The organism is Streptomyces sp. V3I8 (assembly GCF_030817535.1).
GTDB lineage: Bacteria > Actinomycetota > Actinomycetes > Streptomycetales > Streptomycetaceae > Streptomyces.
On record NZ_JAUSZL010000002.1, the window covers coordinates 6,355,377 to 6,369,896 of the forward strand.

At 69.6% G+C, this 14,520-nt stretch carries 12 protein-coding genes and 1 pseudogene; 9 read left to right on the forward strand and 4 right to left on the reverse strand.

Annotated elements, in window-relative coordinates:
• Window positions 1–8: 8 nt before the first annotated feature.
• Window positions 9–1,607, reverse strand: coding sequence for a hypothetical protein (locus QFZ75_RS28005; RefSeq protein ID WP_307541223.1), 1,599 nt, complete (start codon window positions 1,605–1,607; stop codon window positions 9–11).
• Between the two features lie 200 nt (window positions 1,608–1,807).
• A complete protein-coding gene (locus QFZ75_RS28010) occupies window positions 1,808–2,035 on the reverse strand; it encodes a hypothetical protein (RefSeq protein ID WP_307541224.1) in 228 nt (75 codons plus the stop codon).
• Between the two features lie 162 nt (window positions 2,036–2,197).
• Between QFZ75_RS28010 and QFZ75_RS28015 the strand changes: the two genes are divergently transcribed.
• The gene (locus QFZ75_RS28015) at window positions 2,198–3,172 is read left to right on the forward strand and encodes a carbohydrate kinase family protein (protein ID WP_307541225.1); all 975 of its coding nucleotides are present in this window, start codon (window positions 2,198–2,200) and stop codon (window positions 3,170–3,172) included.
• Window positions 3,173–3,266: 94 nt separating this feature from the next.
• Here QFZ75_RS28015 and QFZ75_RS28020 read toward each other — a convergent pair whose 3' ends face one another.
• Entirely contained in the window at window positions 3,267–4,688 is a 1,422-nt protein-coding gene (locus tag QFZ75_RS28020; protein ID WP_307541227.1) for a cysteine desulfurase/sulfurtransferase TusA family protein, read from the reverse strand.
• A gap of 411 nt (window positions 4,689–5,099) precedes the next feature.
• On the opposite strand from QFZ75_RS28020, the gene coxB reads away from it, so the two are divergent.
• From coxB to QFZ75_RS28040, 4 genes are all read left to right on the forward strand, one after another.
• A complete protein-coding gene (coxB, locus tag QFZ75_RS28025) occupies window positions 5,100–6,035 on the forward strand; it encodes a cytochrome c oxidase subunit II (RefSeq protein WP_307544835.1) in 936 nt (311 codons plus the stop codon).
• Entirely contained in the window at window positions 6,032–7,765 is a 1,734-nt protein-coding gene (gene ctaD, locus QFZ75_RS28030; protein ID WP_307541228.1) for a cytochrome c oxidase subunit I, read from the forward strand. Before coxB ends, ctaD begins: the two co-directional genes overlap by 4 nt.
• Entirely contained in the window at window positions 7,762–8,160 is a 399-nt protein-coding gene (locus QFZ75_RS28035) for a cytochrome c oxidase subunit 4 (protein WP_307541230.1), read from the forward strand. Before ctaD ends, QFZ75_RS28035 begins: the two co-directional genes overlap by 4 nt.
• A 128-nt stretch (window positions 8,161–8,288) precedes the next feature.
• Window positions 8,289–9,587, forward strand: coding sequence for an Ig-like domain-containing protein (locus QFZ75_RS28040; protein ID WP_307541232.1), 1,299 nt, complete (start codon window positions 8,289–8,291; stop codon window positions 9,585–9,587).
• A 98-nt stretch (window positions 9,588–9,685) separates the two neighbouring features.
• Here QFZ75_RS28040 and QFZ75_RS28045 read toward each other — a convergent pair whose 3' ends face one another.
• On the reverse strand, window positions 9,686–10,087 hold the full coding sequence (locus QFZ75_RS28045) for a hypothetical protein (RefSeq protein ID WP_307541234.1): 402 nt from the start codon (window positions 10,085–10,087) through the stop codon (window positions 9,686–9,688).
• A gap of 188 nt (window positions 10,088–10,275) precedes the next feature.
• On the opposite strand from QFZ75_RS28045, the gene QFZ75_RS28050 reads away from it, so the two are divergent.
• The 4 genes and pseudogenes from QFZ75_RS28050 (at window position 10,276) to QFZ75_RS28065 (ending at window position 14,470) form a co-directional block, all read left to right on the forward strand.
• Entirely contained in the window at window positions 10,276–10,896 is a 621-nt protein-coding gene (locus QFZ75_RS28050) for a heme-copper oxidase subunit III (protein ID WP_307541235.1), read from the forward strand.
• Window positions 10,897–10,961: 65 nt separating this feature from the next.
• Window positions 10,962–11,772: pseudogene (locus QFZ75_RS28055) on the forward strand (cytochrome c).
• Window positions 11,769–12,836 (forward strand): ubiquinol-cytochrome c reductase iron-sulfur subunit, encoded by a 1,068-nt coding sequence (locus QFZ75_RS28060; protein ID WP_307541237.1) that lies wholly within the window; start codon window positions 11,769–11,771, stop codon window positions 12,834–12,836. Before QFZ75_RS28055 ends, QFZ75_RS28060 begins: the two are co-directional and overlap by 4 nt.
• Entirely contained in the window at window positions 12,833–14,470 is a 1,638-nt protein-coding gene (locus QFZ75_RS28065) for a cytochrome bc complex cytochrome b subunit (protein WP_307541239.1), read from the forward strand. Before QFZ75_RS28060 ends, QFZ75_RS28065 begins: the two co-directional genes overlap by 4 nt.
• Window positions 14,471–14,520: the final 50 nt, after the last annotated feature.

A 14,520-nucleotide genomic window follows, 5' to 3' on the forward strand; every position in this document is an offset into this window, starting at 1 on the left:
TCAGCCGGTCAGCCGGTCCGGTCCGGCAGGTCCTTCTCCGGCGGTACCGCCTTGCCGTCCGGGCCGACCACCTCGCGGTCCCCGAGCGGCTCGTCGAGACCGACCTTCTTGTGGAAGGTCTTCGCGATCATGATGCAGACCTTGTCCTTCCACGGCTCGTAGATCACCTCGACCTTCACCGTGCCGCCGCGCTCGTCCGCCGTGGCCGTGTAGTCGCCGCACACCCCGCCCGTGAAGCGCACGGTCAGCTCCTTGCCCTTCACGCTGTACCCCTCGACCTGCTCGCCCCGGGCCGAGGGCTCCGCGCTCCCTCCGCCGGACTCGCCCGGCCGGGCCGTCGGGTCCTCGCCCGGACCGCTGCCGCTGTCCGTCGGCCGCGGAGCGGTCAGGTACTGCGGGTCGACCGCGGGATGGGTGACCGTGTAGCTGTCGTCGGTCCCCGCGGGCCGTACCTCGAAGAGCCAGGACGGGACCAGCGCCTGCCGGCCGTCCACGACGTGCGCGGCGAGCCCGAACACGGCGTCCTCGACGGCGATCGGGTCGGGCTTCGGCGCCGTGGCCGACGTCTCGCAGGGCGTCTCGGTCCCGTCCTCGGTGTTCTTGAGCGGTACGGGACCGGCGCAGCCGCCGATGCCCGCACGCCCGTCGCCGGTCCCGGCCCCGGTCCCGCCGGTCCCGGTTCCGTTCAGCAGGCGGAGCGTCCTGCTCGCGCCGAGCACGGGGTACGTGTCCCCCTTCGCCGGTGTCTTCAACAGGCCGCTGCCGCCCACCACCCGGCCGTCCGGGCCGACCTGGACGCCGGTCGTCCAGCCGTAGGTCGGCAGCCCGCCGAACTGCGGCTCCGCGTTCACCACGCGCACGCCGTCCATCAGCTGGCCGGCGTCGAGCTTCGCCTCGTCCTGGCCGACCGCCTTGAGGACCGGTGCCGCCGCCTTCTTCGCGGCCTCCGCGCTCACCGGGTCCACGGCGGCGCCCCTGGAGCTCTCGCTGCCACCGCCCTTCCCGGTCCCGCCGGCGCTGCGGTTCGCACACGTGGTGGTGCCCTTGCAGTCGTCCCCGCCCGGCGCGAAGCGGCTGAACGTCCAGTTGCCGGGCGCCTTCCTGCTCACCCGCAGACCCGATCCGAAGCCGTCCTTCGTGGCGCCGACCTGCCAGGCGTCACCCGTCGCCTTCGGAGTGCCCGCCACGCCGAGGGCCTTCGCCAGCCTCGCCACCTCGGACGTGGTGACCTCGCCCTTCGTCCGGTACACGGCCGCGGCGGAGGGGCCGTCGGGCAGCTCGCCGTCGGCGCGGTAGACCGCGCCGTTCGGGTCGGGCTCGCCGGGCGCGATGCCCTCCGTGCCACCGGTGCCGCCGGTGCCGCCCGTCCCGTTCTCCGTGTGGCCCTCCAGGGCGAGGAGCGGCGGATTCCCGTCACGGCCGGGTGCGCCGGAACCGCCCCCGCCACCGGAACCGCCGGACGCGGTGGCGGCGACGTACGCCCCGCCGCCCCCGACGAGGAGCACCGCGGCCGCCACCGAGGCGACGGCCGCGGGCGAACGCCGTCGGCGCGGCCGGTCCTCGGCGGCGGCTCCTGCCGCGTCGTTGTCGGATCGCTCGGTGTCCACCGCATTGCTCCTTCTGCCACGCAGTCGTCCCACCGGAACCGGCCCTGACCGGGTCAGGGCACAGCAGGGTCGTATCCTGCCTCCCCTCGACGGGGGACGGCGATGGGACGCGGCAGGGGAGCGTGCGGTTCCCTTCGGGGGGAGCGGGTTCGTGCCGCGCGCGCCCGGTGGGAGTTCGGGCCCTGTGATCGGACCGTGAATCAGTTCCCGTAGTCGGACATGGCGTCCAGCAGACGGGCGGAGGCCTGCGGCACGGTCACGCCGTGGATGAGTGCCGGGGACACCGGGCGGGCAGTGATCCGGGCGGGAGCCTCCCAGTGCGGGACCATGCGCGCGCAGTCGCCCCGCAACTCCGCGAGACCGCCCTCGGTGACTCCGGGGGTGCCGGGGCCGAGCGGAGCGTCGCCATGGATCTTGAGGTTCGTCATGACGGAACCGTATGCACCGGAAGGCCGCTTAAAAAGCCCTACTATCGGGTAGTTCTGCCTGCTTCGCAGTTGTGGCTCACTCAGGACTCCACCGCCGGCCGAACGCCGACCCGATAGCGTGAACTGTCAATCCCCCTCTCCCCGCAGGAGTGTGTCCTAGCCGTGCGTATCGCTGTCTCGGGCTCCATCGCCACCGACCACCTCATGACCTTCCCCGGCCGCTTCGCCGACCAGCTGGTCGCGGATCAGCTGCACACGGTCTCCCTCTCCTTCCTGGTCGACAACCTGGACGTACGCCGGGGCGGTGTCGGCGCGAACATCGCGTTCGGCATGGGCCAGCTCGGCACCGCGCCGATCCTGGTCGGGGCCGCGGGCTCCGACTTCGACGAGTACCGGGCCTGGCTGGACCGGCACGGTGTCGACACCGAGTCCGTCCGCATCTCCGAGGTGCTGCACACCGCGCGCTTCGTCTGCACCACGGACGCCGACCACAACCAGATCGGCTCGTTCTACACCGGGGCCATGAGCGAGGCCCGCCTCATCGAGCTCAAGAAGGTCGCCGACCGGGTGGGCGGCCTCGACCTCGTCCTGATCGGCGCCGACGACCCCGAGGGGATGCTCCGCCACACCGAGGAGTGCCGCAGCCGCTCGATCCCCTTCGCGGCCGACTTCTCCCAGCAGATCGCCCGCATGGACGGCGACGAGATCCGCCTGCTCCTGGACGGGGCGACGTTCCTCTTCTCGAACGAGTACGAGAAGGGGCTCATCGAGTCCAAGACCGGCTGGACCGACGCCGAGATCCTGTCCCGGGTGGGCCACCGGGTGACGACACTCGGCGCGCGCGGGGTGCGCATCGAGAGCGTGGGGGCGGACCCGATCGAGGTCGGTGTCCCGGAGGAGACGGCCAAGGTCGACCCGACGGGCGTCGGGGACGCCTTCCGGGCCGGGTTCCTGTCGGGGCTGGCCTGGGGGGTCCCGCACGAGCGGGCCGCGCAGGTCGGGTGCATGCTCGCGACGCTGGTCATCGAGACCAAGGGGACGCAGGAGTACCAGCTGCGGCGCTCGCACTTCCTCGACCGGTTCACGAAGGCGTACGGGCACGACGCGGCGGCCGAGGTCCAGGGGCATCTGGCCTAGGGCCGCTGCCCGGAGCCCGTACGGTTCCGGTGTTTCGTTGCCTGCGGGTGCGAGCGGCCACAGCGGGCTCGCGGACGACCATGAACCGGAGCGCTCAGGGGGCCGGGGCGCGGCGGACCAGGTACGCCGTGCCCCCGGCCACCGGTTCCTCGCCCACGTACTCCTGCCCCCGCATCTCGCACCAGGCCGGGATGTCCAGACGGGCCGCCTCGTCGTCGGACAGGACGCGGACCGTGCCGCCGAGGGGGACGTCGGCGATGACCTTCGCCAGTTCGATGACGGGGATCGGGCAGCGTCTGCCGAGGGCGTCCACGACCAGGACGTCCGGGGCGGAGGCGGCGGCCCCGGCCGCCTGGACGGTCGTCGGAGCGGCCGTCGGGACGGCCGCCGGGGCGCCCAGCTTCTCGCGGACCGTCGTCACCGCGCGGGGCAGGACCTCCAGGAAACGGTCCACCTCCTCCGCGGGCGTACCCGCGGGCAGGGACACCCGGACGTTGCCCTCGCTCAGCACCCCCATCGCCCTCAGTACGTGGCTGGGCGTCAGCGTGCTGCTCGTGCAGGACGATCCGGACGAGACCGAGAACCCTTCACGGTCCAGCTCGTGCAGCAGTGTCTCTCCGTCGACATAGAGACAGGAGAAGGTCAGGAGATGGGGGAGCCGCGTGACCGGGTCACCCACCACCTCCACGTCCGGGACCAGCTCGGGCACCCGCGCGCGGATCCGGTCCGTCAGCTCCCGCAGCCGGACCGACTCGGCGGCGGCCTCTGCCCGCACGGCACGCAGGGAGGCCGCGGCGGCGACGATGCCCGGGATGTTCTCGAAGCCGGGCGAACGCCCCGACTCCCGCTCGTCCGCGGGGCCCTGCGGCGCGTACCGCACCCCCTTGCGCACCGCGAGCAGCCCGACCCCCGCGGGCCCGCCCCACTTGTGGGCGCTGCCGGTCAGCAGGGACCAGCCGCCGTCGACCGGCCCCCAGGCCAGCGACTGGGCCGCGTCCACGAGCAGCGGTACGCCCGCCGCGCGGCACGCCTCGGCGACGGCGGCCACCGGCTGCTCCGTACCCACCTCGTGGTTGGCGGACTGCAGACAGGCGAGCGCGGTGTCCGGCCGCAGGGCCTGCGCGTACGTGCCGGGGGACACCGCACCCGTCCGCAGAACGGGCACTTCGGACACCGTCCCGCCCGCGTGGCGGTGCGCCTGCGCCGAATGGAGCACCGAAGAGTGTTCGACCGCCGACACGACCAGGTGACGGCCCGCGCGGTGCCGTCCGGCGAGCGCGCCGGCGATCCCCGTGTGCACCGCGCGCGTGCCGGACGTGGTGAACACCAGCTCGTCCGGGCGGCAGCCGACCGCCTCGGCGGCGGCCTCGCGGGCCGCGTCCAGGAGCAGCCTGGCGCGCCGTCCCTCCCGGTAGAGGCGGGCCGGGTCGGCCCAGCCCTCGTCCAGCGAGGCCTGCAGGGCCTGGCGGGCGACGGGATGCAGGGGCGTGGAGGATGCGGCGTCGAAGTAGGACACGGCCGTCACGTTATGCGGTCCGCCCGCGGGAGGGTGTGCTGGGTCCGTTCGGCGGCTGCGGGCCGGTGGGAACCGCGCGAGCGGCCACGGTGCGGCCGCGGTCGGCGGTGAGCCGGACCGTCCGGGTGCGCGGCGCCCCCGCGAATGGGGCGTCACATACGCACGGACACCGCCGATTCCACCCCTTCGGGGTGAGTGGCGGCGCGTTGGGGACCCTCCCCGCGCGACCCCAAAAAGCGTCCAGTAGGGTTTGGTCCGCATAAACATCCAAACCCCTGCCCGACGCAGGGCGGCGACCTACCAGCGAGAAGGCCGCAGCCGACCGCGCGGGCGAGACTCTCGGGAAGGCGCTACGTGAGTCCCTACGGCTCCGACCTCCCCCACGCCCTGGAGGGCGCGGGCGGTACCCCCATGCCGCGGCGCCCGATGCGGCGGAAGCTGCTGCAGGCACTGACTGCGGGCCTGGTCCTGGCGACCGCCACCGGTTGCACCTACAAGGACTTCCCCCGCCTTGGTATGCCCACCCCGACCACCGAAGAGGCTCCGCGGATCCTCTCCCTGTGGCAGGGCTCGTGGGCCGCAGCACTTGCCACGGGCGTGCTGGTCTGGGGCCTGATCCTGTGGAGCGCGTTCTTCCACCGGCGCAGCCGCACCAAGGTCGAAGTTCCCCCGCAGACCCGGTACAACATGCCCATCGAGGCGCTGTACACGGTGGTCCCCCTCATCATCGTCTCCGTGCTGTTCTACTTCACGGCCCGCGACGAGTCGAAGCTCCTCAGTCTCGACAAGAAGCCCGACGTCACGGTCAACGTCGTCGGCTTCCAGTGGAGCTGGGGCTTCAACTACATCGAGGACGTCGACGGCGCGACCGGCGACGCGAAGACCGACAAGAACCTCGGCGCGATCCCGCAGCGGTTCAAGGACGACTTCCCGGCGAACGCCGGCGGTGTCTACGACGTCGGTACGCCCGCCACGGAGAACCCGCAGACCGGCAACCCCGGTCCGACCCTCTGGCTCCCCAAGGGCAAGACGGTCCGCTTCGTCCTCACGTCGCGTGACGTCATCCACTCCTTCTGGGTGGTGCCGTTCCTCATGAAGCAGGACGTCATCCCGGGCCACACCAACTCCTTCCAGGTGACCCCCAACAAGGAGGGCACCTTCCTGGGCAAGTGCGCCGAGCTCTGCGGCGTCGACCACTCCCGGATGCTCTTCAACGTGAAGGTCGTCTCTCCCGAGCGCTACGAGGCCCACCTCAAGGAGCTCGCCGAGAAGGGCCAGACCGGTTACGTCCCGGCCGGTATCGAGCAGACGGACCACGAGAAGGAACGGGAGACGAACGTACTGTGAGCATCCTCAACGAACCTCAGGGTGCCGCTGAGACCGAGCACTACCAGAACGAGGTGCCGGTCCGGCGCAAGCAGCCGGGCAACGTCGTAGTCAAGTGGCTGACCACCACGGACCACAAGACGATCGGCACGATGTACCTGGTCACGTCGTTCGCGTTCTTCTGCATCGGTGGCGTCATGGCGCTGCTGATGCGCGCCGAACTGGCTCGTCCCGGCTCGCAGATCATGTCGAACGAGCAGTTCAACCAGGCGTTCACGATGCACGGCACGATCATGCTGCTGATGTTCGCGACGCCGCTGTTCGCGGGCTTCACGAACTGGATCATGCCGCTGCAGATCGGTGCGCCCGACGTGGCGTTCCCGCGGCTGAACATGTTCGCCTACTGGCTGTACCTGTTCGGCTCGCTGATCGCGGTCGGTGGCTTCCTCACCCCGCAGGGCGCGGCCGACTTCGGCTGGTTCGCCTACAGCCCGCTGTCGGACGCGGTCCGCTCGCCGGGCATCGGCGCCGACATGTGGATCATGGGTCTGGCGTTCTCCGGCTTCGGCACCATCCTGGGCGCGGTCAACTTCATCACCACCATCATCTGCATGCGCGCCCCGGGCATGACGATGTTCCGTATGCCGATCTTCGTGTGGAACGTGCTGCTCACCGCGGTCCTGGTGCTGCTCGCCTTCCCCGTGCTGGCCGCCGCGCTGTTCGCGCTGGAGGCGGATCGGAAGTTCGGCGCACACGTCTTCGATGCCGCGAACGGCGGAGCGCTGCTGTGGCAGCACCTCTTCTGGTTCTTCGGCCATCCGGAGGTGTACATCATCGCGTTGCCGTTCTTCGGCATCATCAGTGAGGTCATCCCGGTCTTCTCCCGCAAGCCGATGTTCGGCTACATGGGCCTGATCGGCGCGACCATCGCCATCGCGGGTCTGTCCGTGACGGTGTGGGCGCACCACATGTACGTCACCGGCGGTGTGCTGCTGCCGTTCTTCTCCTTCATGACGTTCCTCATCGCCGTGCCGACGGGCGTGAAGTTCTTCAACTGGATCGGCACCATGTGGAAGGGGTCACTGAGTTTCGAGACCCCGATGCTGTGGGCCACCGGCTTCCTGATCACCTTCACCTTCGGTGGTCTGACCGGTGTCATCCTGGCCTCGCCGCCGATGGACTTCCACGTCTCGGACTCGTACTTCGTGGTGGCGCACTTCCACTACGTGGTGTTCGGCACGGTCGTGTTCGCGATGTTCTCCGGCTTCCACTTCTGGTGGCCGAAGTTCACCGGCAAGATGCTCGACGAACGCCTCGGCAAGATCACCTTCTGGACGCTGTTCATCGGCTTCCACGGGACGTTCCTCGTCCAGCACTGGCTGGGCGCCGAGGGCATGCCGCGCCGGTACGCGGACTACCTCGCGGCCGACGGCTTCACCGCGCTGAACACGATCTCGACGATCAGCTCGTTCGTGCTCGGCCTGTCGATCCTGCCCTTCTTCTACAACGTGTGGAAGACGGCCAAGTACGGCAAGAAGGTCGAGGTCGACGACCCGTGGGGTTACGGCCGCTCGCTCGAGTGGGCCACGTCCTGCCCGCCGCCGCGGCACAACTTCCTCACGCTGCCGCGGATCCGTTCCGAATCCCCGGCCTTCGACCTGCACCACCCGGAGATCGCCGCCCTCGACCAGCTCGAGAACGCCGGTCACGGTGAGAAGGCCCTCGCCGGCGGCAAGGAGGCAGGCAAGTGAAGGTCCAGGGCAAGATGTTCATCTGGCTCGCCGTCTTCATCCTCGTCATGGCGATCGTCTACGGCGTGTGGTCGAAGGAGCCGGCCGGCACCACGGCGCTCTTCCTGGGCTTCGGCCTGAGCGTCATGATCGGCTACTACCTGTGGTTCACGGCCCGGCGGGTCGACACGGGCGCACAGGACAACAAGGAGGCCGACGTCGCGGACGACGCCGGTGAGGTCGGCTTCTTCAGCCCGCACAGCTGGCAGCCGCTCGCCCTCGGCATCGGTGGCGCGTTCGCCTTCATGGGCGTCGTCTTCGGCTGGTGGCTGCTCTACTTCTCGGCCCCGATCATCCTGATCGGCCTGTGGGGCTGGGTCTTCGAGTACTACCGCGGAGAGAACCAGAACCAGTAACACGCGCTGAGCGCACGGAAGCCCGGACACCCTGCACGGGGTCCGGGCTTCCCCCTTTCGCCGCACGGCGGTCCCCCGCACGGCCCAATGGACGCGCCGTGACCGGCCGCCGTTCCTACGCTCGGGACATGAGCCACTCAGTTTCCTCCCGGGGCGCCGGCGGCGGTACGGCGCGCCCGCGGCACCGCACCGCCGCCGGCTGCACGGCGCTGATGGTCGCCATAGGCGCGGGCGCCACGGCCTGCGGCTCCGACGCCGACCCGCTCTCGGCCGAGCCCTACGACGCGACGCGGGACATCTCCTTCAGCGCGGCCGTCGGCGACGGGAAGAAGGCCGACCCGGACAAGCCCCTGGAAATCACCGCCAGGGACTCCGGCGGCCGCATCACCGACGTGACGGCCACGGACGCCTCAGGGCGGTACGTGGCGGGCGAACTGTCGGCCGACGGAGGCAGGTGGCACAGCACCTCGCCGCTGGCCGCAGGCGCCCGCTACACGGTCCGGGTGAGCACCGAGAACAAGGACGGCGCGCCGGGCCGCAAGGCCGTCGACCTGGAGACCAGCACCCCCAGGACGAAGAAGCGGCTCGACGTGACGTTCGGGCCCGACCGGGGCACCTACGGGGTCGGCCAGCCCGTCACCGCCGAACTCAGCGCCCCGGTCAGGGACAAGGCGGCGCGAGCCGTCGTGGAGCGGGCCCTCAAGGTGCGCTCCCGGCCCGCGGTCCAGGGTGCCTGGCACTGGGTGGACGACAAGAAGCTGCACTACCGCCCCAAGGAGTACTGGCCCGCCCACGCCACCGTCCGGGCGTCCAGCAACCTCGCGGGCATCAGGGTGGCCGAGCGGCTCTGGGGCGGCGCGGCCAGGCCCCTGACGCTCACCACGGGCGACCGCATGGAGGCGGTGACGGACGCCGCGGCCCACTCGATGACGGTCTACCGCAACGGTGACGCGATCAGGACCATCCCCGTCACCACCGGAAAGCCGGGCTTCGACACCCGCAACGGCGTCAAGGTCGTCCTGGGCAAGGAGTACTTCGTACGGATGCGCGGTACCAGCATCGGCATCGCCGAGGGCACCGCGGACTCCTACGACCTGCCCGTCTACTACGCCACCAGGGTGACGTGGAGCGGCGAGTACGTGCACGCCGCGCCCTGGTCCGCCGGCTCCCAGGGAGCCGCCAACGTCAGCCACGGCTGCACCGGCATGAGCACCGCCAACGCCGAGTGGTTCTTCGACACCTTCCGCGCCGGCGACATCGTCAAGGTCGTCAACTCGCACGGCGACACGATGGACCCGTTCGGCAACGGCTTCGGCGACTGGAACCTCACGTGGAAGAACTGGCGCAAGGGCAGTGCCCTGGTGGCGGACACCACAGAGGGCTCCGCCCCGGAGGACCGCCCGAGACTACGCCCGGAGTCCGCCTAGGCCGCCCCCCCCCGCAGGGGCCCGAGAGGGGCGCGGGGAACTGCGCGACCAGCCACGACGGTCCCGCAGTCGCCCGATGAACAGGAGCCGTACGGCGCCTACGCGCTCAGGGCCCGCTTGCTGCGGAGCAGCCCCGCCAGGGCCGCGGCGAACTCCACCGGCTCCACCGGCAGGGTCACGGCCGCCTCGGCCCGGCTCCAGGTGGCCAGCCACGCGTCCTGCGGCCGCCCGATCAGCAGCAGCACCGGTGGGCAGTCGAAGATCTCGTCCTTGATCTGCCGGCAGATCCCCATCCCGCCCGCGGGAACCGCCTCACCGTCCAGCACGCACACGTCGATGCCGCCGCGATCGAGTTCCTTGATCACCGCGGCAGGGGTGGCGCACTCGACGAACTCCACCTGGGGAACGTCGGTCGCGGGCCTGCGCCCCGTGGCGAGCCGCACCTGTTCGCGGGTGTTGGAGTCGTCGCTGTAGACCAGCACCGTTGCGGTCGGCTGCATTCTTCCTCCGGGACGTCAGCGTCGTAGAGACAGATACGGACAGGGTCCGATGCGCGGATGCTACTCCTTCGATCACAGGCCCAACACCGGTTCGGACAGGGCTTCGATGGGCCATATGGGCTGGACACACCCCACACGCACCCCGAACGGCACCCCCCGGGGTGAGGGCGGGATAAGCGACCGACATAATGTCGGTCGTGGCGACAGCAACGACAGTAGATACCGGGCACGCGCACCCGTCGGTCAATCGACCGAACCTCACCAGCGTCGGAACCATCATCTGGCTGAGTTCCGAGCTGATGTTCTTCGCGGCCCTCTTCGCGATGTACTTCACCATCCGATCGGTGACCGGTCCCGACCACTGGAAGGAAATGGCATCCGCCCTGAACTTCCCGTTCTCGGCGACCAACACCACGATCCTGGTGCTCTCCTCCCTGACCTGTCAGCTCGGCGTGTTCGCGGCCGAGCGCGGGGACGTGAAGAAGCTCCGGATGTGGTTCATCGTCACCTTCGTGATGGGTGCGATCTTCATCGGCGGCCAGGTGTACGAGTACACCGAGCTGGTCAAGCACGAGGGCCTGTCGCTCTCGTCGGACCCGTACGGCTCGGTGTTCTACCTGACCACCGGCTTCCACGGCCTGCACGTGACGGGTGGCCTCATCGCCTTCCTGCTGGTCCTCGGGCGCACCTACGCCGCCCGCAGGTTCACGCACGAGCAGGCGACCGCCGCAATCGTCGTGTCCTACTACTGGCACTTCGTCGATGTCGTCTGGATCGGCCTCTTCGCCACGATCTACATGATCAAGTAGCCGGGCCCGTTCCCGCGCACATTCCAGAAGCATCGACGCAGAAGATCCTGACACCGGGGTAATCCGTGAAAAAGCTCTCCGCACGACGACGCCATCCGCTGGCGGCGGTCGTCGTCCTACTCCTCGCGCTGGCGGCCACCGGGGGGCTGTACACCGCGTTCGCGCCTGCGGACAAGGCACAGGCCGAATCCTCCGCCCAGGTCCCTCGCCATCGACGAGGGCAAGAAGCTCTACGCCGTCGGCTGCGCCAGCTGCCACGGCACCGGCGGTCAGGGCACCACCGACGGCCCGAGCCTGGTGGGCGTGGGTGCCGCAGCCGTCGACTTCCAGGTCGGCACCGGCCGGATGCCGGCCCAGCAGCCCGGCGCGCAGGTTCCGGACAAGAAGAACATCTACTCGCAGGCCGAGATCGACCAGCTCGCGGCGTTCGTCGCCTCGCTGGGTGCCGGTCCCAGTGTGCCGACCGAGGAGCAGTACGACCCCAAGGGCGCGGACATCGCCGAGGGCGGCGAGCTCTTCCGCACCAACTGCGCCCAGTGCCACAACTTCACCGGCAAGGGCGGCGCGCTGACCGAGGGCAAGTACGCCCCGTCGCTGGAGGATGTCGACCCGAAGTACATCTACGAGGCCATGCTGCACGGCCCGCAGAACATGCCGTCCTTCCCCGACACCACGCTGACGGAGAAGAACAAGAAGGACATCATCGCGTACCTCGACGCGGTCAACAGCGACGATTCGGAGAGCCCCGGCGGTATGGAGCTGGGCGGCCTCGGGCCGGTCAGTGAAGGCCTCTTCGGCTGGATCTTCGGTCTCGGCGGACTGATCGCCGTCGCCGTGTGGGTCGCCGCCCGGACCGCAAAGGCCAAGAAGTCATGAGTAGCCAACAGACCCCAGACGAGAACCTGCCCGCCGAGCGGGCCGCCGACGGCCACGCGCACGGCGACGTGAGCGTGCCGGACCCGAAGCACCCCTTCGCGGACCCCGGCCTGCCGCCGCACCAGCACCGCATCCAGGACATCGACGAGCGGGCCGCCAAGCGGTCCGAGCGCACGGTCGCCCTGCTGTTCACGCTCTCGATGCTGGCCACGGTCGGCTTCATCGCGTCCTTCGTGACGATCCCGGCCGACCGGATCGTCTACATCTTCCCGCTCGGCCACATCAGCGGTCTGAACTTCGCCCTGGGCATGACGCTCGGCCTGGCGCTGTTCTGCATCGGCGCGGGCGCGGTCCACTGGGCCCGCACCCTGATGTCCGACGTGGAGGTCGCCGACGAGCGCCACCCGATCGCGGCGGAGCCCGAGGTCAAGGCCAAGGTGCTGGCCGACTTCAAGCAGGGCGCCAAGGAGTCGGCGCTCGGCCGCCGCAAGCTCATCCGCAACACGATGTTCGGCGCGCTGACCCTGTTCCCGCTCTCGGGCATCGTCCTGCTGCGCGACCTCGGTCCGCTGCCGGAGGACAAGCTGCGGCACACCCTGTGGTCCAGGGGCAAGCTGCTCGTCAACATGAACACCGACGAGCCGCTGCGTCCCTCCGACGTCGCCGTGGGTTCGCTCACCTTCGCCAAGCCCGAGGGCCTGGAGGAGGAGGACCACGAGTTCCAGACCGAGATCGCCAAGGCGGCCCTGATGATCGTCCGGCTGCAGCCGGAGAACATCAAGGACAAGCGCGAGCTCGAGTGGTCGCACGAGGGCATCGTGGCGTACTCGAAGATCTGCACCCACGTCGGTTGCCCGATCTCCCTGTACGAGCAGCAGACGCACCACGTTCTCTGCCCGTGCCACCAGTCCACCTTCGACCTCTCCGACGGTGCCCGAGTGATCTTCGGCCCGGCCGGTCACCCCCTGCCGCAGCTGCGCATCGGTGTGAACGACGAGGGTTACCTCGAGGCGCTCGGCGACTTCGATGAGCCCGTCGGTCCTGCATTCTGGGAGCGCGGATGAGCACTACGACCACCTCCGACTCGCGCTCGCGCGAGAAGGCGCCGGCCGGCGAGCGGGTCGCCGACTGGGCCGACGGCCGGCTGGGGATCTACTCCCTGGCCAAGGCCAACATGCGCAAGATCTTCCCGGACCACTGGTCCTTCATGCTGGGCGAGATCTGCCTCTACAGCTTCCTGATCATCATCCTCACGGGTGTGTACCTGACGCTGTTCTTCCACCCCTCGATGAACGAGATCGAGTACCACGGAAGCTACGTCCCGCTCCAGGGGCAGCTGATGTCGGAGGCCTTCGCCTCCACGCTGGACATCAGCTTCGACGTCCGCGGTGGTCTGCTCATCCGGCAGATCCACCACTGGGCGGCGATCGTCTTCCTGGCCGGCATGTTCGTGCACATGATGCGCGTGTTCTTCACCGGCGCGTTCCGCAAGCCGCGTGAGATCAACTGGCTGTTCGGCTTCCTGCTGTTCGTCCTGGGCATGTTCACCGGGTTCACCGGCTACTCGCTCCCGGACGACCTGCTCTCCGGCACCGGTGTCCGCTTCACCCAGGGCGCCATCCTGTCGATGCCGATCGTCGGCACGTACATCTCGATGTTCCTGTTCGGCGGGGAGTTCCCGGGCGGCGACTTCGTCGCGCGGTTCTACTCGATCCACATCCTGCTGCTGCCCGGCATCATGCTGGGGCTCGTGGTCGGCCACCTGATCCTGGTCTTCTACCACAAGCACACCCAGTTCGCGGGTCCCGGGAAGACGAACAAGAACGTCGTCGGCATGCCGCTGCTGCCGGTCTACATGGCCAAGGCCGGAGGCTTCTTCTTCCTGGTCTTCGGGTTCATCGCCATGATGGCCGCGGTCGCGACCATCAACCCGATCTGGGTGCTGGGGCCGTACCGGCCGGACCAGGTGTCCACGGGCGCCCAGCCCGACTGGTACATGGGCTTCGCCGAGGGCCTGATCCGGGCGATGCCCGGCTGGGAGATCAACCTCTGGGGCCACACCCTGGTCCTCGGTGTACTCATCCCGCTGGTGGTCTTCGGCCTCTTCCTGGCGATCATCGCGCTCTACCCGTTCATCGAGTCCTGGGTCACCGGGGACAAGCGCGAGCACCACATCCTGGACCGCCCGCGCAACGCCCCGACCCGTACGGCCTTCGGTGTCGCCTGGGTCACCGCGTACGTGATCATGCTGATCGGCGGTGGCAACGACATCGTCGCCACGCACTTCCACCTGTCGATCAACTCGGTCACCTGGTTCGTCCGGATCGGGTTCTTCGCCGGACCGGTGCTCGCGTTCATCGCCACCAAGCGGATCTGCCTCGGCCTGCAGCGCCGGGACCGGGACAAGGTGCTGCACGGCCGCGAGTCGGGCATCATCAAGCGCCTGCCGCACGGTGAGTTCGTCGAGGTGCACGAGCCGCTCAGCCAGGAGGCCATGCACACCCTCACGGCGCACGAGCAGTACAAGCCGGCCGAGATCGGTGCCCCGGTCGACGAGAACGGCGTCGAGCGCAAGGTGAAGGGCCCGCAGAAGCTCCGGGCCAAGCTGAGCAACGCCTACTACGGCGAGGACAGCCAGATCCCGAAGCCCACCGCCGAGGAGTACAAGGAGATCACGAGCGGCCACGGCCACCACTGATCCCCGACCTGTCCGCCACGGCAGGAGCCCCGTCCATTGCATGGACGGGG

What these genes read in the sequence shown, in the direction of transcription:
- QFZ75_RS28060 (WP_307541237.1), top strand. Translation starts at nt 11,769, where the DNA reads ATGAGTAGCCAACAGACCCCAGACGAGAACCTGCCCGCCGAGCGGGCC.
- QFZ75_RS28040 (WP_307541232.1), top strand. Translation starts at nt 8,289, where the DNA reads ATGAGCCACTCAGTTTCCTCCCGGGGCGCCGGCGGCGGTACGGCGCGC.
- coxB (WP_307544835.1), top strand. Translation starts at nt 5,100, where the DNA reads ATGCCGCGGCGCCCGATGCGGCGGAAGCTGCTGCAGGCACTGACTGCG.
- QFZ75_RS28010 (WP_307541224.1), bottom strand. Translation starts at nt 2,035, where the DNA reads ATGACGAACCTCAAGATCCATGGCGACGCTCCGCTCGGCCCCGGCACC.
- QFZ75_RS28065 (WP_307541239.1), top strand. Translation starts at nt 12,833, where the DNA reads ATGAGCACTACGACCACCTCCGACTCGCGCTCGCGCGAGAAGGCGCCG.
- QFZ75_RS28050 (WP_307541235.1), top strand. Translation starts at nt 10,276, where the DNA reads ATGTCGGTCGTGGCGACAGCAACGACAGTAGATACCGGGCACGCGCAC.
- QFZ75_RS28045 (WP_307541234.1), bottom strand. Translation starts at nt 10,087, where the DNA reads ATGCAGCCGACCGCAACGGTGCTGGTCTACAGCGACGACTCCAACACC.